Here is a 21,680-nt window from a genome sequence, read left to right on the forward strand (position 1 = left end):
CTTTATTTTTCGCGTTTTTCGCCTTATAATAAGAGTAGCTAATATAGATATGGGAGTGTTTGGTATGAATTATGATGAGCTTTTGAATCATATAAAAAGAATCCATTTTATCGGAATCGGCGGCAGCGGTATGTGTCCGCTCGCTGAAATTCTCAGGAGCGAGGGCTTTGAGCTTTCCGGCTCCGACATGAACGAGGGCGAAACCCTTGACCGCATTAAGAGCTACGGTATTCCCGTTTACATGGGTCACGCCGAGGAGAATATCAAGGGCGCGGAGCTTGTTGTTTACTCCGCCGCTGTCAAGGAAACAAATCCCGAGAGAAAGGCGGCTGCAGAACAGGGGATCCCCTGTATCGAGCGCAGCGTTATGCTCGGCGTTGTGACAAGGCGCTACAAGAGAAGCATCGCGGTCTCCGGCACTCACGGAAAGACAACGACCACAGCCATGCTCTCGCAGATTCTTATCGGCAGCGGCTTTGACCCCTCCGCTATTATCGGCGGCAAGCTGCCCTTTATCGGCGGCAACAGCTACGTCGGTCAGAGCGATATCATCGTCTGCGAGGCGTGCGAGTACGTGGACACCTTCCTCGAGCTTAATCCCTTTATCTCGATTATTCTTAACATCGACGCTGACCACCTCGATTACTTCAAGAATCTCGACAACATCAAAAAATCATTCAAAAAGTTTGCGGAGCTCACGACGGGTCTGCTCGTTATCAACGGAGACGACGAGAACACCCTCGACGCCGTCAAGGACGTCAAGCTCGACAAAATCACCTTCGGATTCGGCGAGAACTGCGACTACCGCGCTGTAAACCTCAGCGCTGACAAGGGCGTTCACGAGCAGTACGATCTGCTGTACAAGGGCGAGAAGCTCACAAGCATAAAGCTTATCGTCCCCGGCAAGCACAACGTCTACAACTCACTCGCTGCCGCGGCGACGGCTCACTACCTCGGCGCTACTGCGAACGAGATTTCCGAGAACCTGCACAAGTTCGGCGGAGTTCACCGCCGCTTTGAAATTCTCGGCACTCCCGACGGCATCACCGTTGCCGACGACTTCGCACATCACCCCACAGAGCTGACGGCGACACTGAACGCCGCTATGAACATGGGCTTCAACAAGGTATGGGCGGTGTTCCAGCCGCACACCTTCTCGCGCACGGCTATGCTCCTCGACGACTTTGCCGAGGCTCTAAAAATTCCCGACGCTGCGATCATCTCAGAGATTCTGCCCGTCAGAGAGACAAATACCTACAACATCTACTCGCGCGATCTGGGCGCGAAGGTTCCGGGCTCCGTATGCCTCGACACCTTCGAGGAAATCACGGATTACGTCTGCAAGAACGCGCGTGAAGGCGACCTTATCCTCACAATGGGCGGCGGCAACGTATATATGTGCGCGAATATGATTTACAAGAAGCTGCAGTTTATGGCTGAGAACAAGTAATAAAATTCAAATGTAAAACCGCACCACTGATTTCTCGGTGGTGCGGTTCTGTTTAAGGAGAATTATCATAAAAATGTCGTAAGCATTCATTATAGGTGTCCGGCTTCATTACCAGCCGAAGATGCGGTTCCACAGGTCGTCGGTCGAACGGTTCTGTGTAGAGTCGTCGGAATTCCGGCTGCCGCTGTTGTCATTGAGCTTTGCCGAGGGCTTATACTCGGCGAGCGTCAGAGAAATATTCTGAGTCTGACCGTTGCGTTTAACCGTGAGCGTGACCGTATCTCCTACCTTGTTGTCCTCAAGCGCCTTGCTGATGTCAGCCGAGGAAGAAACAGTCGTGCCGTTGACCGCGGTGATAAGGTCGCCGCGCTTGAAGCCCGCGGTTTCAGCGTTGGAGCCTGTGCCGACAGAGAGAACATAGCAGCCGAGCTCGTTAACACCGTAATAGAAGGCGGTGTCGTTGGAATTGATATCTACAAACTCCATGCCCATATCGATTTTGCCGGTCACGTAGCCGTAGTTCTGCAAATCCTTGATGATATCCAGCACGTTGTTTACGGGAATCGCGAAGGCAATACCTTCAACCTCGGTAGCGCTGTCCTTGGCGTTTACAATACCTACAAGCTCGCCGTTGGCGTTGAAAAGACCGCCGCCCGAGTTTCCGGGGCTGATCTGCGCGTTTGTCTGGAGCAGTGTCATGTTCTTGTCCTCAATCGTAACCTCACGGGCAAGAGCGGAGATAATACCGTCGGTCACGGTGCCGCCGAGGGTGCCGAGAGGATTGCCGATAGCGACAACATAGTCGCCTACCGCGAGTGAGGAGCTGTCGCCGAAGGTTGCGGGTGAAAGTCCCTCGGCATCTATCTTAAGAAGCGCGATATCATTGTCCGCGTCGCTGCCGATGAGCGTAGCGTCGTATTTGGTGCCGTCACGGAGCGAAACGCTGATGGTGTTCGCGTTTTCGATTACATGGTGGTTGGTGACGATGTAGCCGTCGGCGGAGATAATTACGCCGGAGCCTGCGCCCTTAGTTACATACTGACGCGCGAAGCTGCCCGTCACCGTGCCCTCTGTCGCGATCTCAACCACGCTGTCGGCTGTCTTTTTGACGATGTCCGAGGTTGTGGTGTTCGAAACAGACGATGTATTTGTAACGCCGCCCGAGCTGACCTGATTGATAGTCACATTGCCCGAGGTCGTCGTGTTCATGTTTTTGGCGAGATATCCGCCGCCGAAGCCGAGAGCCGCCGAAGCGATCACCGTCAGTGAGAGCATTCCCGCGATGAATCCGCGTGATACCGGCTTCTTTTCTTTCTTTTTCTTCTGCTTGGTCTGAACAGCCGCGTGCTGCTGAGGCTGCTGTGCACTGTAGTGAGGATTTGAATATCCGCTGTAAGCAGTCTGCTGATATCCGGGATTGTACTGCGTCTGTGCCTGATGCTGCGGCTGCTGATAGCCGTAGCCCTGACGCGAGGAGTAGGCGTTCTCGTAATTATTGGGATTATGAGGCGCAGAGCTGTTGTTGCCGTTTATATATGAATGACGGTACTCATTTTCTGTGGCGTTCCACTCATAGGAGCTTTCGGGAGACGTTTTTGCTTCCTCTGAGCTGCTGCTGATTTCCTCGTATTCCTGAGCTTCATAACGCTCGGTTTCAATGGTCTCAGCACTCTCAGTTACGTCCGCGCTTTCCTTAGCCGTTAAGCTTTCGTCGGAATCGTTTTCGGGAACCGGAGTGGTGTTCATTTCATTAAAATCATCATAATAGTCTTTCATTGGTTTATCCTCCAAACTATCTGAGCAGCTTTCGCTGTCGTTATCTTTATCGTGACTATATAATAAAACCCGAAAGTGAAAACTGCATGAAATCAGCTTGAAAAAATACTGTGTTTTTTCAAATAAACTCTTTCACTTTTTTTCATTATGTTGTATGATAAAAATGACTACAGAAACGGAGATTGAGCATGGAACCTATCGCGCATATTTTCAACGACTTCCCTACCAAATTCGGACTGCCGCGACAGAGCGGAATGTCGGAAAACCTGATTTCGCGGATAATAATGGAAAAGAAATACCAAAATCCCGACGCCTTCCGCGGCATCGGGGAATTTGAGTACCTGTGGCTTATCTGGCTGTTCGAGCCCATGGGCAGCCGCGACTGGTCGCCTACCGTCCGTCCGCCAAAGCTCGGCGGCAACAAACGCATGGGAGTTTTCGCGACGCGTTCTCCGAACCGCCCGAACCCGATTGGTCTGACAAGAGTAAAGCTGGTTTCCTTCGAGCAGACTTCCGCTGACGGCCCGGTGCTGACGGTTTCCGGAGCCGATCTGATGAGCGGCACGGCAATACTCGACATAAAACCCTACCTGCCGTTTGCAGACAGCGTGCCCACAGCGGCAACGGGCGACTACGGTCCCGACAAACAGCAGCCGCTGAATGTTGTGATACCCGAAGAAGTCGCCGTGCTGTTCACTCAAAATCAGCTCGCCGCTCTAAAAGAAGCTCTTTCCTATGACCCGCGCCCGGGTTATCAGAACGACGAGAACAGAGAATACGGCTTTGCTTACGGCGGATATGATATTCGTTTTAAAGTCAGCTGCGGCACCGCGACCGTCACGGAAGCGGTTAACAAAGGTAATTAATATTCCTAAAAAGAAATAAGCATACGCTTTATTATCGGCGTATGCTTTGTTTTTTATCGATAAAACTACAATCCGGGTCGGGTATGTCGTACCGTCCCGACTTTGCGTAGGCTATGCATTTTGCGCCGCCCGCGCACAGCTTTGAATACGCGCATTCTTCGCACTCCTTCGGAATACCGGCGCTCCTGAGCTTTATCAGCTCCGGGTCGTTCCCGTAAATATCAAGAAGCGAACGCTCGCGCACATTTCCCGATACAATCGGCAGACGGCGGCAAGCCATGACCGAACCGTCGGCAAGAACAGTCAGCAGGCGGTCTCCCGCGGTACAGCGGTAAATGTCCTTCTGCTTGCACGGAATGAACTGTAAAGCACGCGCGCAGGAAACCATACCCTTTGAGTTTAGTCTTGCGGCACGGCGGCTGAGCTTGACGAAATCTTTGGCCGTCAGGGATAAATGTGAAGTATCTTCACTTTTAGGAATGACGACTCGGTCGTACCACAGCTTGTTGACCCCGATATCGCGGCAGAAACGTGCAAGGCGCGGAAGCTCGCCCAGGTTTTCGCGCTGCGCGGTGATGGATACCGTCGTAAATATTCCGGCGTTTCTCAGGGCTTGTATACCGCTGACAGCCCTGCAGAAGTTCCCTTCTCCGCGGATCCTGTCGTGAGCCTTCTCCGTACCGTCAAGACTGACCTGAACATAGTACACTCCGCACGCCTTAAGCATTCGAGCCTCGCGCTTTCCGATCATGGTGCCGTTTGTAAGGACGGCGGTTTTTATCTTCATCTTCGCTGCTTCCTCAAGGAGCCAAAACAGAGAAGGGTGAGTCAAAGGCTCTCCGCCCGTGATATTCAGATAGCCCTTGAAGCTGTATTTTTTGAGCAGTTCTTCGTACTGACGGAGAATTTTTCCGAGCGCTTCCCCGGACTCAAAGGCGGTGTAATCGTCCTGATAGCAGTGCGTACAGCGCAGGTTGCAGCGGTGAGTAATGTGCCATTGCAGGGTAAAGCTTCCGCCGTATGCTTCGATATCCGCCATGTCCCCTCCTCCTTGCCTAAAAAAATCCGCCGTCAGAAAACCGGCGGCGGATAAAATGATATTGTTATGCCGGAATAAACGGCAGCTCGTACTCGTCGGTCGGAAGCTCGGGCAAATCCTCGCTCTTTGATTCCTTGGAGGACGACTGTGACTCACGCTTTTCTGACGCGCTGCTCTTATCGGATCCGCCGGACTTGGACGAATCGCTGTTGCCGCCGCCCTGATTTCCGCCGCCATTGTTGTCATCGTTGTCATCAGAATCAGCCTGTTCGTTTCCGCCGCCGTTCTCCTTCTTCTCGGAGGATGCGCTGCTTTCCTTCTTCTCTGAGTCGGAGCCGCTGCTATCGCTTTTGGAAGCCTCTGACTTTTCCGATTCCTTGGAAGCGGACTTAGTAGTTGTCTGAGTTGCGGACTGAGTCGTCTCAGCGGAGGAGCTGTCCTTGCTCTCCTCTCCGCAGGCTGTGAGCATAAAAGCGCCCGCGGCGAGCATGACTATGAGCATTGCCATTTTCTTTTTCATATCATATCACCTGTCCAATCAAGTATATTATTGTTTCGGTTTTTATGCTATTATAACCGACTGATTTCAGCATGTCAAGACTGCGGGAGCATTTAGTATATATTCCGCCGCAAAAAAGCAGAATAATAAGTTGAATAAACCGCGGTTGTGTGATATAATTTATTCAGACGATTTATTATTTTACTATTCAAAAAAAGGAGCTGATTTTAATGAAAATTGCAATGTCAAACGACCACGCAGGCACCTCGATGAAGTATGAAATCAAGGCTTATCTCGAAGCTCAGGGTCATACTGTCGTCGATTTCGGAGCCTACGACGAGCAGTCCTGTGATTTGTCGGATTTCGTCCTTCCCGCCGCTGTCGCCGTGGCAAAGGGTGAATGCGACAGAGGTATTTTTGTGGACGGAGTCGGCTACGGAAGCGCGATGATCGCAAACAAGGTGAACGGAATTTACGCCTGTGTTTGTCAGGATCCATTCTGCGCTTCTCTCGCGCGTCAGCACAATGACGCGAACGTGCTCTGTCTCGGCGCAAAGATCATCGGCGGTATGATCGCCATGGAAATCGTTAAAACCTTTATGGCGACAGAGCCGCTGACAGCTGAAAAATACGTCCGCCGCGTCAAAAAGGTTCAGAAAATCAACGACGAGCACTGTGTGCCCGTAAAGTAAATCAAACACAAGCAAAGCCCTCCGAGCCGTTTGGACTCAGAGGGCATTTTCTTTTGCTGAAATTATCCCTTCACGCAGGAATTGACCCACGCGATAAAGTTTGAGGTCGGGTCGTCTGTGCGTTCAGCCTCGGTGTGGCTCTGTTCCCAGACGGTCTCGAAGTCTACGCTCTTTACGCCGTCGTAATGATTGAGAGCGAGAGCGAGGTTGACCTCAGTCGTGAGCGAGGTCGTGGGCTGCTCGATTCCCGAGCGGATTCGCCAGTATTTTGCGACGTCAGCCTTTTTGTAACCCTCGCGTGTATCCATGAGGAAATACAGCGGAGAGTACATATCGACGCGCTGCTCAACCGTGTTGCCGAACGAATCGGTCTTTTCGAGGTCGGCGTTATACGCAGCGGCGTACTCGCTGTTCATATCCGTGAGGATATCGGCGAGAATGCGGTCAAAGTGCGAGCCCTTGCCGTCTCCGTAGCCGAAAAGCGTGTTGTTTCCGGGCGGGTTATCGAAGCCGACATAATACGGAAAGGCGTTTTTGCGCGCCTTGACGAAATCCGCAACGCTCGTTATCGAGGCTGTGTGGGTGCTCTTGTCATAGGAAGCCCACTTGGAGTCCGTGTTGAGCGAATCGATATACTCCTGAGCCTTTGTATCGGTGTATTTATTGTCGGAGAGGAAGTTGGTGAGCGACTTCTCGATCACACTCTTGATGTAATCGTAATAGGAGCCTGCCTGATAAATGCCTTCCTTTGATTCCTCTAAGCTGAGAGTCTTTCCGTTCTCGTCGACAAAGCCCGCCTTGTTGAGATAATCCGCAAACGCCTTTGAAAGACGGTCGGTGACCTCCTGCTCCTCTGCTGTTCTGTCCGTACGTGAGCAGCCGAGCATCCATTCGTATTCCGCGTCGGCGGTATCAAGGCTTGTTATCGGACACCAGCTCATTGAGCCCGCGACAGCGTCGGATACGCCCTGTATCGCTCCGATCGCCTTCAGATACGGTTCGTAGAGTTCGCTGTTTCCGCAGGCGCCGAGAATCACCGACTGAGCTCCGCCGCCGCTCATTCCGTATACGAAGATATTCTCCGAATCACCGGGAAGAACGTCGTCGCAGTAGCGGACATAGCGGATCGCCGCCTTGAGGTCGGTGACGCCCGTGGGAGCGCCTTCCTCGACTCCGCGGCAGCCCGCGTGTACAAAGACAAAGCCCTTAGAGGTGTATTCAGATATCATCTCAATCAAGCCCTGATTCTGCCCGAGAAACTCGTCGGTCATCGCCGTCGCTGCGTAGTAGCCCTCTGTTTCGATCGGCATAACTATCGGGGCGTCTGAGGCAGAATAGCCGTTGAGCTTCTTTTCGTTCAGCTCGCAGGTGTAGGTGCCGTCTCCGTTGTCGGAGCCGTCCATGAACGCCGCAGGGACAAACACAGCGAGCTTCTCGTATTTTTCATCGGCGGGTTTTTCGCAGTAGTCTATCTCCGCCTGATAGTACATATTTGTATTTTCATTGAGCTTCCACTTGCCCATATCGAGCTTGGAAAGCTCTGTTACGACGGGCTTTGTTTCAGGCGGCTGTGTTGTCTGATTGGCGGAACTCCCGCTCGGATTGCCGCAGCCTGCCGCCGTTACGCCCGCGATACATACGGTCAGCAACAGCGCTGACAGTTTTTTTATCATGTTATTCTCTCCTTTATTCTGCGGGCGACAGTATCGCCTTTATCGGATAATTATCAACCGCGAAGCTGTCCTTGCCCTTGAGTTTCAGCTCGGGCAGGGCTTTATCCTGTTCCAGCAGATCAGAGCATTGGCTGTACGCCCTGTCGATCAGGTCGTCCTTCATTCCGGACATATCGCTCCATTTGCCGTCTGTATACAGATAGCTCTCGCCCTTGTTGATAACGCCGTGAACCGTCATTCCCTCGTAAAACTCCGTGGAATACGGGAAAAACTCGGTATAGGTCATGCTGCCATCGTCCGATGAATGCTTCACCGTCAGCACAACGGAATACTTATCGCCTTTTTTCAGGGCGTATTCCTCTTTGAGGTCGATGCTGTAAAAGCCCTCGCGGGTATGGCGGTGAATGCCCTTTTCGAGCAGAGTGCCCGAGGACGGATCATCGTCCCCGACGCCCTTGTAAATCTCGTAGGCTACCTCTGTCTTGGGCAGACCCACGGCGTAGGCGATCCGGTAAAGATTCTCGTCCTCCTCGGCGTCAAAAACGTTTGCCATCTTTGTTTCGCTGTCGTAATCGGTGCTGCCGTACCAGTTTGTCATCATCAGATCATACTGGTCGAAATTCGGGTTCTCGTGCTTCGATTTGCCCTCGAACACATAGCTCAGAGGATCCATCAGGCTGTGATCGTAATATGAAATGTACACATAGCCGTCGTCGGGGTCATTTCCGTCGTAGTCAGTAAGACCCCAGCTGTTTTTGATAATCAGCGCTCCGTTTTCCGGCGGAGTGCCGTCCTCACCGTTTTTGCCGTTCGCGTTAATAAACGTGAAATTCTCCTTGGGATAGTCGTCGTCATAACCGACTACCGTAACCGCGTGGTCGGGCTGATCGTCGCCGGTGTAATAAGCCGCGCGGTTAGCTGAATTGAACCCCGGGTGAGATGAACAGAGGGCTATCGAAACGCCGTGACCCTGTGAAAGCTCCGACTTTATCGCGTTGATTCCGTCGGCGTTGAACTCGTACTTTCCGTCACTGCTAACTGACGCGGGATTCGGCAGCCTTTTGCTGCTCCTGATAAGTCCTGCTTCGGGAGCGTTGCGGTACTCGGCGTTCAGCGGAAGAGTCCATTCTCCCTCCCACGAATCGTCGTAGGCGTAGGGGTGCTCTCCCTTGACGGTCACGCTCTCGTCAACGGGACCGAATCCCGCTCCGAAAAAGTTGGAATTATGGATAAAGGGGCCGCCGATAAGATACGAGGAAAGCTTCAGCTTCTTATCCGGCTCGGTGAGGTCAAAGCCCTCTCCGGCCTGAGAAGCGCGAACCTTGCCCTTGACAACGTCATCCTGAGTTATTCCGTGGAAAAGGTACCACGATATGTACTTCTCGGAGAAATTGACCTTGTCGTTGACCTCTCCCGCAGGTACGCCCATATCGTTTTCGAAAAGATATGATATCTCCGCCGCGCCCGCAAGACTGAACGACCAGCAGTCGCCGTACCACTGGTTTTTTACGGGAGTGACGTAGTTCTTGCCTTCAAAATTTCTCAGATCTACCTTTGACGGGAGCTTTGAAGCGTCAATCACCTCAAAGTCCTCCTCTGCGGTCAGCGTTTCGTTTCCGGCGGAACAAGCCGTAAATGAACAGAGCGTCAGCGCCGACAGAATAATTGCCAAAACCTTCTTCATTTAAGAACCCTCTCAATCAGTTTTTCTTTACGCTTAAATTATACACAAAGATAACGGTTGATGCAAGCAACTCTTTCATCAATGAAATCAACTCCTGTTTGATAATTCAAGCGGCAGTTGAGTTTTGCAGAATCACCCTACCGTGACCGTGCACACCTGTCTGAGATTTCCGCAGGTTATTGTCAGCGTTGTCGTGCCGGCGGCTTTTCCGCGCACGGTCAGCGCCATGGTCTTAGTGTCGATATGAACCACCTCAATGACCTCCGGGTCCTCGATTTCGTAGTTTACAAGGCTGAGCTCCTGAATATTTCGCGCGTCTACCTCGAGAACAAACTCTCCGCCGACATTCACGTTCGCTGAGTGGGTTGAGATACTAAGCTCAGGCGGTCCGCTCGGTTCCTCCTGCTTGCCCGTGAGGAACACGACGATATCTCCGCCGCGCTCGAGGAACGAACCCGGCTTTGGACCCTGCGCATACACCTTTCCCTCGGAGAACGGATGGTCGCGGTCAACGAAAACAATCATATTCAGCTCCGCGTCCTGAGCGAGCTTATCCGCGTCCTCTTTTCCAAGTCCTGTCAAATCAGGCACACGCGCTACTCCGCTGACGGCATTGGCGGTAATTATCGCCTGAATACCCTCGGGAACCTCATCGCCTGCCTTGACATTCTGACGCAGGATTTCCTTGTCGGGCTTATTGGGGTCGGTATCGTAGGCGAGATCAAAGGCTATGCCCGCCTTTCTGAGCTGTTCAACAGCGGATTCGGAGTCAATTCCGACAACGTCGGGCATAATTGCAGGCTGCCTGCCCTTGCTGACTGTGACAATGACGGTATCGCCGCTCTTGATTTCGGAGTCCTCGGGCGGGTCGTGAGAAACGACGAGCCCGTATGCTATGGAGTCGCTGTATTCCTCGTTATACTCGGCGACTGCGCCGTAATAGCTCAATATAAATTCAACGACTTCCTTTTTCATCAGGGTGAGGTCGGGCAATATCACGCTGCTGCTCTTTGCGGATACGACCACCTTGACCGATTCGCCGGGCTCAAGCTCCTCGCCCTCGGCGGGAGTTTGTTCAATCACCGTGCCGTCGGGCAGGCTGTCGTCGTAAACCCTGTTAACGACCTCAACGGGCGTTTGGTCTTGTTGTGCCTGTTCAACGGCGTCTTCATATGACCTGCCGCTGTAATCGCTGACAGGCGTCGGCTCGTCGGAATAATAACCGCCGCTGCCGCCTTCGTCATTGCCGCCCAAAACGGGATTATCCGCGCTTGCGGGGTCGGCTCCCTTGGAAACTGTCAGCTCGAGCGTGCTGCCCGACATTACCTTTGTAAACGGTTCGACGCTCTGTGAAACGACGCAGCCCTCAGCGACGCTTGCGCTGTATTCGTCTGAGGTTGTGTAGTCTATTCCGAGCTCGCCGAGGATTTTTACGCAGCTCTCGAGCCGCATTCCGAGGAAATTCGGCATTGAAAACTCATCGCTGTGTGCGCTGACAGAGACCCCGACGGACGTGTTTACGCCGACCATCGCGCCTTCTTCGACGCTCTGTGTGAGAACCAAACCCTCGTCTATGCTGTCATCTATCGTCTTTGAATTTACCTCAAGCAGCAGTCCTGCCTGCTGCAGCTCCTCCTCTGCTTTTTCGAGAGTTTTGTTTATTATCCCGGGCACCACGGTCCGGTCGCTGAGCGGCAAGTCCTTCTTGCTGCCCGCGAAAAACATCGGTACTACAAGAATCGCCGTCGCGATTATGACCGCTGCCGCTGCAGGTAACGCAATCTTCGCCCACAGCGGAAAGCCCTTGCCTTCTTTTGACTTGACAGCAACTTCCCTGTCGCTTGTCAGCTCCTTGATGAAGGTATCCATATCCGAGGTGCGGATATCAACAGCGGGCGCCGAGGCGTTTATCAGCGCGTTTTCCTTGGATTTTGATAGCTTCAGACTGACCGCGGAGGGTCTTTTGAAAATATCCCTGTGCTTCTGCTCATAGGCTTGCTTACGCAGATACGGGTCGGGCAGCCTGACTCCCAGAAGCTCGTAGAATATCATAGCCGCCGAATATATATCGTTTTCGGGAGCCAGACGGATGGAATCTTTCGCTTCAATGCGCTCGCACGGATAGTAGCAGTCGTTTTGCCCGCGCTCGATGTCCTCGGGATTGTCCGTTATATGGAAAAAGCAGTTGCCGATAAAATCACGCATGACGAACTGTCCGTTATCAGCGACGACAAAATTATCGGGCGAAAATCCGCCTGCTATAAAGCCGTTATCGTGGAGCTTGTCGAGAGCGTAAAGCACCGGGAGCATCAGCCGCTCGGCTTCCGGCTCATTTAGCGGAGCGCGCTCGTTAATGAATTCCCTGAGCGGCTGTCCCTCCTGAAAGGCGGTTATTACATACGCCGTGCAGTTCTTTTCAAAGCTCTCGTATACAGGACAGACCGCCTCGGGCAGCCTTGTTTCCGCAAGCTGACGGGCACGCCGCAGCAGTACGGACAGATAACGGAAAAACGGCTCCTGACGCACAATCGTGAGCGATGTCTTTCCGACCTCCCGGGCGGCGTATCTTGTAGGCAAAAACTCGTTTATCACGACCTTTTTCTCTGTCAGCGCGTCCCAGCCTATGTAACGAACCATCCAGCTGTCAAGCGACTGAGGCATTCCCACAATATACCTGTCCGCAAGAATCGAGCCCGGCTCCATGCAGCGGGAATCCGAAGGCAGAGTTCCCTCGGAAAAGCCGCAGTGCGGACAGATGTCATACTCATCCTCATACTGCGCCATGCAGTTCATGCAGTATTTCATAATGACCCCTCCTTTTCCGCCTATCGCGGCGATTCGTCGGGTGAATAGTATCTCTGATTAAAGAAATCCGTAAGGTCGAGCGTGTCGGATTCAATATGCTGCATACACGCGGCGTAGGTTATGCCGCCGTCAAGCTCCCATACGACCTTTTCGTTCTCCTCTGTCACAGGCTGACCGTAACGCTGACGAGCCTGTTCGATCACGTCGGGATTAAAGGCGGCGGACTTATCGTACTGAATTACCACCAGCTTGTTATCCCTGAATATCAAATCGACGGATTCAATATACGTTCCGTTGTTGTGACCCTCGTAGTTTACGGGGCTGTCAATCGGAATACAAAGTATCTTGTAGGTATCGTCAGGGAAGTCCGGGTAGTTCGCGCTCCAGTAAAGACTGCCCGGCATGAAACAGTGGGCAACGTCTGTGAGCTCCATTCCGAACAGGCTCGTATCAACGGTCAGAAATCCGCCGTCGATCGAAATGTAGCTTCCCATATCCGGATACTCTATCTCCGAAAGGTCGACAGAAAACGGTTCGGTGCCGTCCGGGCTCTGTGTTTCGGAAGATGACTCAGTCCCTGCGGCAGTGTTCTCCGTAAACGCCTGAACATACGGCACCGGAGATTTTTTGGTGCTGTTCATGTAAATCAAAAACGCGGTGACAGCCGCTCCGATAACCACCGCGGAAGCGGCAGCTATTCCGATGATCAGCGGAAGCCGGCTCTTCTTTTTTGCGGGAGCAGCGGTCTGCGGTTCGGCTTCCTCCCGCAAAACCTCCTCGCGGCTGTCGGAAAATCTCGGAACATACTCCGAGAGTCGGTTGTCTCCGTTATCGCCGGAGGGTTTGTCATTTACTGTAATATTATCATCAACAGGCTGCTCTGCCACGTTGATATTTTCATAATTTTCCGTGCGCTCATACGGCTCCTCAATGTCGATTCCGGGAACCGCGTCGATCGCCTCTAGCAATTCGTCGATGTTCTGGTAACGCTCGTCGGGCTTTATCGCGAGACCGCGGCGAAGCACCTCCTCAAAGGCGGGCTCCGTATCGATTCCCAGCTCCGAGGGCATTTTAAGCTCGTCGTCAAATACCCTGTCGGGCGCGTCGGGCGGAACGCTGCCCGTTATGCACCTGTACATCACCGCGCAGACGGCGTATACGTCCGTCCACGCTCCCTGTACTCCGTGGCGGCGGTACTGCTCGAGCGGGGCGTAGCCGTGCTTGAGCATGACGGAAAGACTGCGCTCGTCGGCATACTCGCGCGCGGCTCCGAAGTCAAGCAGCTTGACCTGCTCACCGACAAGCATAATATTGTCGGGGCTGATATCGCGGTGGATAAGCCCTTTCTCATGGATTTTACGGAGCGAACGGAACACGGGCATCAGCAGACAGACCGTGTTGTTCGGAGATATTCTGCCGACCTGCTTAAGATAACTCTTGAGCGTTACGCCGTCGAGGTACTCCATGACTATGTATACGGTATTGTTTTCCTCAAAGAAATCGCGCACTGCGACGACGCCCGGCTCGTTCGTAAACTTCGCGAGCGTCCGCGCTTCATGCAGGAAGCTTTCGCGGCTCTTTGAAAACAGCTCCTTCGCCGTTTCCGCGCTGATACTTAGCACCTCGTTGGACACCGTGTTATTGCGGTTGACCATGCCGTTCGGAAAAAACTCCTTTACTGCGACGCGCACCTGCAGAAGGGTATCCAGACCGATATATGTGATTCCGAAGCCGCCTTCTCCGAGGACGCCTCCGACGAGGTAGCGCTGGTGAAGAAGCGCTCCCACAGGGAGAACATGAGGCGGCGATACATACTCCTCTGCCCTTCGTCCGCATGACGGACAAACAGAGACTCCGTCTGAGATTTCGCTCATACAAAACGGACAGTAGTTCATCTTATCCACTCCCACGGCTTACCAGGAAAATGCGTCGCCGCACAGCGGCACAAACACAAGCTCCGTTTCGCCGATTCTGATGATATTGTACGGTTCGAGCTGCGTGTAGGTCAGCACGATCTCGCGGTTTACGTAGATGAAGGTTTTTCCGCCCGCGCTCTGCAAAAAGAACTTGCGGTTGAGCGGGTCGTAGACAATCGTACCCTGAGCTCCTCTTGAGATGGCGCGGTCGTTGTGCAGATCAATATTGACCGGATGCTCCGCGTCAGCCCTTCCGATCGTCGTTTTGCCCGAGGTCAGGGTGAAAATCCTGCCCTTTGAGGAGGTATTCGTCACCGCGAGCCAGCCGAGCACATAGTCGTCCTCAAGCTCCTCAAACACTACCCGCGTCTTGTTGTCATCGTCGCATGAAACGGGATCAGCCGCGTTCTCGACAACGTCCTGATAATAAATCTTTCTGACCTGAGGCTCCTCAACGGGCTTCTCTTCCTCAACAGGCTTTGGCTCCTCAACAGGCTTTGGCTCCTCGACGGGCTTTGGCTCCTCGACGGGCTTTGGCTCCTCGACGGGCTTTGGCTCCTCGACGGGAACCGGTTCTTCAACATGCGGCGGTTCTTCTGACGCCTCTGTCACGGGACGTGGCGAGCCGCACTGAGGGCAGAATTTACCGCTGTTTATCGCTCCGCACGAGCAGCGCCATTCCGCGTTAGGTTCTTCCGCAGGTTTCGGCGGTTCAACGGGCTTCGGAGCTTCAATGGGCTTAGGAGCTTCTATCGGCTTCGGCTCCTCGGGTACAGGCTCCATAACGGGCTTTGGCTTTGGAGCGGGTTCGTTTTTCGCGGCGGCGCAATGAGGGCACGCCGAGTATTTGTCGCCGTCATAATAATGGAGATTCGGACAGCGTTTGAGTTTCATAAGTATTCCTCCGATACAAAATTGTTTTACATAATTAGTATAACACGGAAGGATTATACCGTCAATTTATTCTGACCGCGACGGCGGTAAAGTTATCCATGTTTTTTCCTGCGCTGTTTTTTACGGCGAGCTGTGCCATGGCATTGAGCCAGCCCTTCGCGCTCTTTTGTTCGCTGAGCAGGCGGAGCATTTCGCCCTCTGTCAGCGGCTCCCAGAAGCCGTCCGAGCAGAGCAGGAAGGCGTCTCCCGGACGCACGTCAAAATCCGTCCGCTCAAATTTCAGCTCCTCGCGGTCGTCGCCGAGGGCTCGAAGCAGCTTGTTGCGGTCGGGGTGCGAACGTATCTCGTCGGCGGTGATCTCTCCTGTCATCACGAGCATCTGCGGCACGCTGTGGTCGCGGGTCTGAAACACGACATCGCCGTCCCTGAATCGGTACAGCCGCGAATCGCCGACATGCAGGCAATAGCCCGATTTTCCGTCGACAACAAGGATAACGGCTGTGGTTTTCATTTTTTCGGCGGCGTTAAGGCGCTCCTGCTCCTCACGCAGCGCCGCCTGAGCGCGCGGAAGGACGGTACCGGCAAAATCCTCAGCGCGGGCGCGGAATTCATTCAAGACAAAACGGGCAACAAAGCGGGAAGCTCTGTCGCCCATACCGTGACCGCCCAGTCCGTCGCAAAGGACAAAGCAGTATGCGTCCTTGCTGACGGCGCAGTCGGCGTAATCCTCGTTAATCTGTCTGCCGCCCTGATTTGAAAATATACTGTACGCGGTTTTCATAGTCTGCACCGCCGTCCTTATTCAGCATCGGGATTAGGGTTGCTTTCGCCGAGCTGATGATCCACTTCGCCGAGCACCTGACGGATATCGGTCAGCACGTTGACCATGTTCGCCAATATATCCGCTATACCCGTGATGTTTGTCCTGACTACGCGAGCGTCATTGATGAACGCGTCCGCTCCTCTGCCCACCCAGTTTGCGCTGAGACGGTCGACGATTTTGTTGTAGTCAGTCACGATTTTGTCATACCTGCGGATAAAGCTGTCCTTCTGCTCGATGCACCTGTCAATAACGCGGGTGTCGACGCAGTGGTACTCGCTCTCTTGTCCCGACGGAGCCGAGCCTGAGCCTGCGTCGTCCTTATCCTTTGCGGTCGCGGCGGGATCTGCCACCTCGGACTTGACTGATGAGGAGGAGTCGTGACCCGTAGCTTTGGCAAAGTCCTGCGAGGTCTCGTCCGCTCTGCCCGGACTGCCTTTCACAGGAGCCGTCGTGCCGTTGTTTTTGTCGATGAACTCTTTGCCTATTTCTTTTTTTACCGCGTCTTTGATCATTTTCCGTTCTTCATCCGTCAGCTTGTGGAAAGAACCGGTTTTCTGTCTGTTTTCTAAATAGTCTTTGATCCTTACCCATTCATTTCTACCGCCTGTTGCTGCATTTTCAGACGAAGATGAACCGGTCGCGCCGTCGAGATAATTTTTTACGTCGTTCAATATCTCGTCGCTGCTCTTGCCTGCCGCCTCTCCGTTTTCAATGATATTGGCGACAGCGTCCGCAGTATTCTCAGTTTTGAACAAATCGCCGATTCTCTTTTCCGACGCACGGCCTTTAATTAGTTTAGGTCTTTTAAGCCTGTCCCATGACTGGCTCTTTTGTGTAAATCCCGTTTTGGGAGTATAATGCCTGCGATGATAAGCCAATCCGATCCCTCCTTACACCTTGATGATCTTGATTTTTCTCAATTCGTCGGATTCTATATCGAAATAATATCCGTCGCCCAGTTCACAGCGGGCGTACTCGTTTTTCAGCTCCTTTGGATCCATCTCGCCGAACACGGAACGGCTTCCTCTGTCAGCGACGAACTCCGCTATATTGTCAAGCAAAAACGCCGCCGCGATGCTGTTGTTGAGCGAGGATTCGGTGTCGCGGTCGTTGTTGGCGATTTTGCGCACGTCAGAGAAGATGAACCAGTAGTTCTTCTCCTCCGCTGCGGCAATCATCTTCGGAAAGACGTTTTTCAGCAGCTGGGCTCCCGTCGCCTGAAACAGCATTTTGCTCTGCATTACAAACACGGTTCCGGCGTGCGGACGCTCGACGAAGTTCTTGTTGATCATTCCTCTTTCCAGCTTTGCGGCGTAACCGTTTTCGTCGAGAAAATTCTTCAGCTCCTCCATTGACGTGAGGTAAACTCCTCTGCCGGGCGCTTCCTTGTAAATATCAGAAAGCTGCTGCCTGCCGTCGTCAAAAAACACGAAGGTGTACGCGGGATAAGAAGTGCGGATATCTCTCACCAGCAGGCGGAGAAGGTTGGTTTTTCCGAATTTCTTTTTGCCGTAAATGGCTATTGAGTGAACGTCGCGCATATTGATCGCGACGGGCTTGTGGTCGTAGTAATCAAGTCCCGCGACAGGCCAGCGAGGGTCGATGTCCTCGTCAACGGTATTTGACACGAAGCGGGAGTAGTTTTCAAGCGTCAGATCGCCGTCAAAGGCGGTGAGCCTGTCGGTTTTCACCTCGACGTCCGCGAGAGCGTCCCTGAGCATGGGCAAATCTCTCTCCTCGTTGCGGAAGGGCAGGAAAATCTGCGTTTCTCTGGGCTTTCCGCCGGTTATCGTCACGCACCTGCCGGGGCAGCTCATTGGCTCGCCGACGCGCATTCCGAAAATGTCCATGTACTTGTCCGCCGTACCCTCAAGCGCGAAGCGGCGGTCAAAGCTGCCGAGCATTCTGCTGACTCCGCCCGAAAAATCGTTGGCGGTAAAGACAAGGGTCAGTCCCTTCGAAAGTCCCTCACGGCACAGCTTGAGCAGCATCTCGTGATATGAAGCGAACTGGTCGTCGGACAAAAAGGCGTTGAGGTTGTCGATCACGAGCATGATATGCGCCGGGCGTTCGCCGCCGTCCCTCTCATACACGTCGAGAAAACGGCGCGAGGCAAGCAGCTTTTTGTTCTGCTCGAGCTTGTCGTCGATAGAACGGAACACCCTGCGGATATTCTCCGCGTTGGAATTGTCGAAGCACGCCGACACAAGCGGCAAATCGCGGTAGCTGCCGAGGTTTCCGCCGAAATCGAGGATATATATATCGCGCTCGCGGTCAGGGTCGAGATTCTCGTGCAGCCTTACGAGCATGGTCTTGAGAAAGGTGGTTTTTCCGCTCTGATGACCGCCGAAAACGATGACGTTGTTCGCGGCGGGGTCGATGTACAGCAGCGGCTGGGTCTGATTGTCGAGGTCGTCATAGATGCCCATTGCTATCCGGCTCATTCGCGCACCTCCTTCATCAGCTCAAAAATACCGTCCTTTTCCTCGTAGAGCGCTCCGCTCTCGTAAACGACGCGGTTTGGAAGCGGTTTTTCAAAAATAATATGCACCTTAGGATATTTTTCCTTGTTTTTATCGTAATAGGTTCTGACGCTGCCGACGATCGCGTTGAGCTGACTCTCGAGCTTGCCCTGAGCCTCGAGCTCCTTCTTGCGCTTCTTGGCGGCGAGGTTGTCCTTTTCGGAGCGGTAGAACTTGGTGTAAACTCCGTTTTTGGAAGCCTCGGTGATTTCCATGGGCATCTCGAAGTTCTCCTCGGCAACGGCTCCGGCGTAGCCGGACTGGAAATACTCAAACTTCTGACCTGTGCCGACGAGCAGATAAGCGCGTCCGTAGCCCGGCATTGTGGGGCTTGCGGCGAGGTCGTTTCCGATCATTTCCTTGGAAGCCTGACGCGTCGCGACCTTAAGGCAGAGACGCGACTTTGAATTGACGCGGATATCGTCGGTGATAGCGCCCTCGATGTTCTGTGAGATAAGAATGATGTGGAAGCCTAAGCTTCGTCCGACTCTGGCGATCGTGGTGATTTCGCCGATAAAATCCACGTCGTCGTTCTCGCCAGAAAAGCGCTTGAGCTCCGTGAACTCGTCGACTACGAGAATCAGATGCGCAAGGCAGTTGTCACGCGCCTGATCGCGGATAGCCTGCTCCTCGGCTTCGGACAGCAGCTTCGCGCCTTCGCCGCGCAGGGTGTTGTTGATTTGCTTGATATGGGAATCGATATCGCGGCAGGCGCTGATATACTGGTTGATGTTGTCGACGCGCATGGAGTTGAACAGCATTTTTCTCCGTTTTATCTCTGAACGGAGAGCGTCGAGGAAGCGCTTGAGCATATACTCCGCGCCTGTTCCGTTTTCATCGCCGTCGACGTCGGTTACGGAGCCGACTACGTGAGGCAGGGTGCCTATACGCTTGATAAAGCCGCCGCCCTTCATATCGACGAGCATCATATTGACCTCGTCGGGGCGGAACATCAGCGCAAGCCCGAGAAGATATGTGATGATCGTCTCGGACTTACCCGAGCCGGTAGTGCCCGCTACAAGCATGTGCGGACCGTCGAATTTTTCGTGCAGATCAAGGTAAGTGAGTCCGTTCTCGGTTCTGCCTATGGGCACGGACAGGGTTTCCTTGACGTTGATTCTTCCCTCGGCGTCCCAGAACTGCGCAATGTCGAGGTTGTTCTTTGAAAGGCCGTACAGCTCAAAAAGGCTGACCGCCGAGGGCACCTTTCCGTTCTGCGAAATGCGCGAATAGCAGAGCGAGGAAAGGATTTTTGATGTATTGTAAATTCTGGCGTTCCAGTCAGGTGAAACGTTGAAGTTGAATGCGGTTTTAAGCAGTGAGTTTTCGTGCGGAATAAGCTCTGCGGTATGCTCGTCCGTAAAGCTGATAACATGGTCGCAGTACGCGGGCAGATGCTCCTTGTACTGCTTCGGGAAGATGAAGGTCAGACCCAGCTTGTTCTCGTAGGGCTTGCCCGGCTCGGGCTGCTCGGGAAGATACTGGGCAAAGGCGTGTTCCTTGACATCGTACTCGTGATATACGATCATCACAATATGCGGGAATTTCACGCCTTGATTTGCCGACGCGGCTCTCTCGCCCATTACGCTGAGCATCGAGCTGAAAACCATACCGGCGTTTTGTCCGTCAAAGACAAACTGCGCGCGGTCGGGAAAGAGCTCGCGGAAATGCGGCATGAACTTGTAGCTGCCGATAGCCGCTTCGATTTCGCTGCGGTCATCGGTAGGCTTGAATAAAATGATAAACTGCAGATCGTCGGGCGAATGATAAAAGCACAGATCGAAAATCATGCGCTGAATAAGCCGCTCCGAAAAGAATGCGTTAGGCGCGACAATACCCAGAGCTCCGCAGTTTCTGAGCGAAAACAGCATAGGCGCGCGCTTCATGTACTTGTACTTGTCAGCGATATAGCCGGGAAGATTGGTGAGATAAAACGTCTCGTCGTTCTGGTTGTCGTAGTCCTTGTCCTCTGACAGATAGAGCTTGACCTTGTCAAACTTGATCTTGAAGCCCTCGGACGAAAAGATCACGCTGCGGCTGCTGCCCTTGATCTCAAAGGTGTTTTCAATGCTGTCTGAGGTGCCGAGACGGACTGTGAGATAATCCGCGTCACGCTGGCTGCGGCTGTAGATGCTGCCTATAACGCCGTATACGCTCGACGACGGCTTGTTCTCGTCAAAAAGCTCGTTTACGTCGGGGTAGAGCTTATCAAGCTCCGCGGAGTCCTTTTCCTGTCTTTTGAGGATCGATGCTATCGTCTTGTCGATATACGCCTCGTAGTCGGTGCGCCATTTTTTGAGGTCTTTTTTATACTTGTTGCCCTGACGGATATAGTTTACGACCGACAGCACAACGGTGACAAGGCTCATTGAGGCGCTGAGCAGTACCGCTCCGAGAGAACCCGCACCGCTCGTCATTATTCTTGTAAGTATGGTGATGCCTATCATAATCACCGTCGGAAGCAGCAGGAAGAAAACACTCTGCTCCTGCTTCTGAGGCGGAGAGGTCGGCGGAATGATCTCAACCGGGGTGCGGTCGAACTGTGTCAGCTGGCGCGTACTGATATTGTAATTCGGAAACGCGATACCCTCGTTTTTATTTTCAGCCGGATTGAACGCCGGAATCACCACGGAGGTGTTTATCTCATAGGAACGGTAGCGCTCCGTGGGGTCAAAAACAAGGCGCGTCGAGGAAATAAAGCCTATCGACACGAGTGTTTCAGACATATCAGCGTCTGTGATAACGGCGCGGTCGCTGAGCTTTTTGCGCTTTGCGATTGCGTCGTTGTACGAGGTCATTGTCATTTTGCGGTACAGACCGTCCGCGCCGCATTCCGAGCACTGTTCAAAAATCTCTCTGCAGCGCGTATAAAAGGGGTCGTTTCCCTTTTTTGCCAAGCCGTATCTGATTCCGTCCATCAACTGATTAAGGGTGAGGTCACGCAGCACGATAAGCTCAAAAACCAGATTTTCATTTTTATTTTTCGGGTCAATAAACTGAACGCCTATCAGCAGCTTATTGCTTTCCATAAACTCATCCTT

Annotated in this window: 15 protein-coding genes; 3 read left to right on the plus strand and 12 right to left on the minus strand. The window is 53.1% G+C overall.

The genetic code is table 11. The features are described from left to right. Positions 1-64: 64 nt before the first annotated feature. Complete coding sequence (gene murC, locus KQI64_RS06810; RefSeq protein WP_216523958.1) at positions 65-1,450, plus strand: UDP-N-acetylmuramate--L-alanine ligase; 1,386 nt, start codon at positions 65-67, stop codon at positions 1,448-1,450. 108 nt (positions 1,451-1,558) lie between these two features. Here murC and KQI64_RS06815 read toward each other — a convergent pair whose 3' ends face one another. Then, positions 1,559-3,226, minus strand: coding sequence for a S1C family serine protease (locus tag KQI64_RS06815; protein ID WP_253289220.1), 1,668 nt, complete (start codon positions 3,224-3,226; stop codon positions 1,559-1,561). Positions 3,227-3,414: 188 nt separating this feature from the next. On the opposite strand from KQI64_RS06815, the gene tsaA reads away from it, so the two are divergent. Then, on the plus strand, positions 3,415-4,092 hold the full coding sequence (gene tsaA / locus KQI64_RS06820; RefSeq protein ID WP_216523959.1) for a tRNA (N6-threonylcarbamoyladenosine(37)-N6)-methyltransferase TrmO: 678 nt from the start codon (positions 3,415-3,417) through the stop codon (positions 4,090-4,092). 31 nt (positions 4,093-4,123) lie between these two features. On the opposite strand, the gene KQI64_RS06825 is transcribed toward tsaA, so the two are convergent. Next, positions 4,124-5,131 (minus strand): radical SAM/SPASM domain-containing protein, encoded by a 1,008-nt coding sequence (locus tag KQI64_RS06825; protein ID WP_216523960.1) that lies wholly within the window; start codon positions 5,129-5,131, stop codon positions 4,124-4,126. Between the two features lie 64 nt (positions 5,132-5,195). Continuing rightward, positions 5,196-5,651 carry a hypothetical protein gene (locus KQI64_RS06830; protein WP_216523961.1) on the minus strand — a complete coding sequence of 152 codons (456 nt, stop codon included), beginning with the start codon at positions 5,649-5,651 and terminating at the stop codon, positions 5,196-5,198. Between the two features lie 209 nt (positions 5,652-5,860). On the opposite strand from KQI64_RS06830, the gene KQI64_RS06835 reads away from it, so the two are divergent. Then, positions 5,861-6,322, plus strand: coding sequence for an RpiB/LacA/LacB family sugar-phosphate isomerase (locus KQI64_RS06835; RefSeq protein WP_216523962.1), 462 nt, complete (start codon positions 5,861-5,863; stop codon positions 6,320-6,322). A gap of 62 nt (positions 6,323-6,384) precedes the next feature. Here KQI64_RS06835 and KQI64_RS06840 read toward each other — a convergent pair whose 3' ends face one another. From KQI64_RS06840 to KQI64_RS06880, 9 genes are all read right to left on the minus strand, one after another. After that, entirely contained in the window at positions 6,385-7,995 is a 1,611-nt protein-coding gene (locus tag KQI64_RS06840; RefSeq protein WP_216523963.1) for a tannase, read from the minus strand. Positions 7,996-8,008: 13 nt separating this feature from the next. Further along, on the minus strand, positions 8,009-9,679 hold the full coding sequence (locus KQI64_RS06845) for a lectin like domain-containing protein (protein ID WP_216523964.1): 1,671 nt from the start codon (positions 9,677-9,679) through the stop codon (positions 8,009-8,011). Positions 9,680-9,811: 132 nt separating this feature from the next. Beyond that, positions 9,812-12,484: a PASTA domain-containing protein gene (locus tag KQI64_RS06850; RefSeq protein ID WP_216523965.1), complete on the minus strand. Its 2,673-nt coding sequence runs from the start codon at positions 12,482-12,484 to the stop codon at positions 9,812-9,814. 20 nt (positions 12,485-12,504) lie between these two features. Further along, a complete protein-coding gene (locus KQI64_RS06855; protein WP_216523966.1) occupies positions 12,505-14,358 on the minus strand; it encodes a serine/threonine protein kinase in 1,854 nt (617 codons plus the stop codon). A gap of 39 nt (positions 14,359-14,397) precedes the next feature. Beyond that, positions 14,398-15,294: an FHA domain-containing protein gene (locus tag KQI64_RS06860; RefSeq protein ID WP_216523967.1), complete on the minus strand. Its 897-nt coding sequence runs from the start codon at positions 15,292-15,294 to the stop codon at positions 14,398-14,400. Between the two features lie 61 nt (positions 15,295-15,355). Continuing rightward, positions 15,356-16,075 (minus strand): PP2C family protein-serine/threonine phosphatase, encoded by a 720-nt coding sequence (locus KQI64_RS06865; protein ID WP_216523968.1) that lies wholly within the window; start codon positions 16,073-16,075, stop codon positions 15,356-15,358. Positions 16,076-16,092: 17 nt separating this feature from the next. Continuing rightward, positions 16,093-16,995 carry a WXG100 family type VII secretion target gene (locus KQI64_RS06870; protein ID WP_216523969.1) on the minus strand — a complete coding sequence of 301 codons (903 nt, stop codon included), beginning with the start codon at positions 16,993-16,995 and terminating at the stop codon, positions 16,093-16,095. Positions 16,996-17,007: 12 nt separating this feature from the next. Next, a complete protein-coding gene (locus KQI64_RS06875; RefSeq protein ID WP_216523970.1) occupies positions 17,008-18,561 on the minus strand; it encodes an FtsK/SpoIIIE domain-containing protein in 1,554 nt (517 codons plus the stop codon). Next, positions 18,558-21,668 (minus strand): FtsK/SpoIIIE domain-containing protein, encoded by a 3,111-nt coding sequence (locus tag KQI64_RS06880; protein WP_216523971.1) that lies wholly within the window; start codon positions 21,666-21,668, stop codon positions 18,558-18,560. Before KQI64_RS06880 ends, KQI64_RS06875 begins: the two co-directional genes overlap by 4 nt. Positions 21,669-21,680: the final 12 nt, after the last annotated feature.

Origin of the sequence: Lachnoclostridium sp. MSJ-17, from assembly GCF_018918205.1 — a bacterium.
In the GTDB taxonomy this organism is placed as follows: domain Bacteria; phylum Bacillota; class Clostridia; order Oscillospirales; family Acutalibacteraceae; genus Ruminococcoides.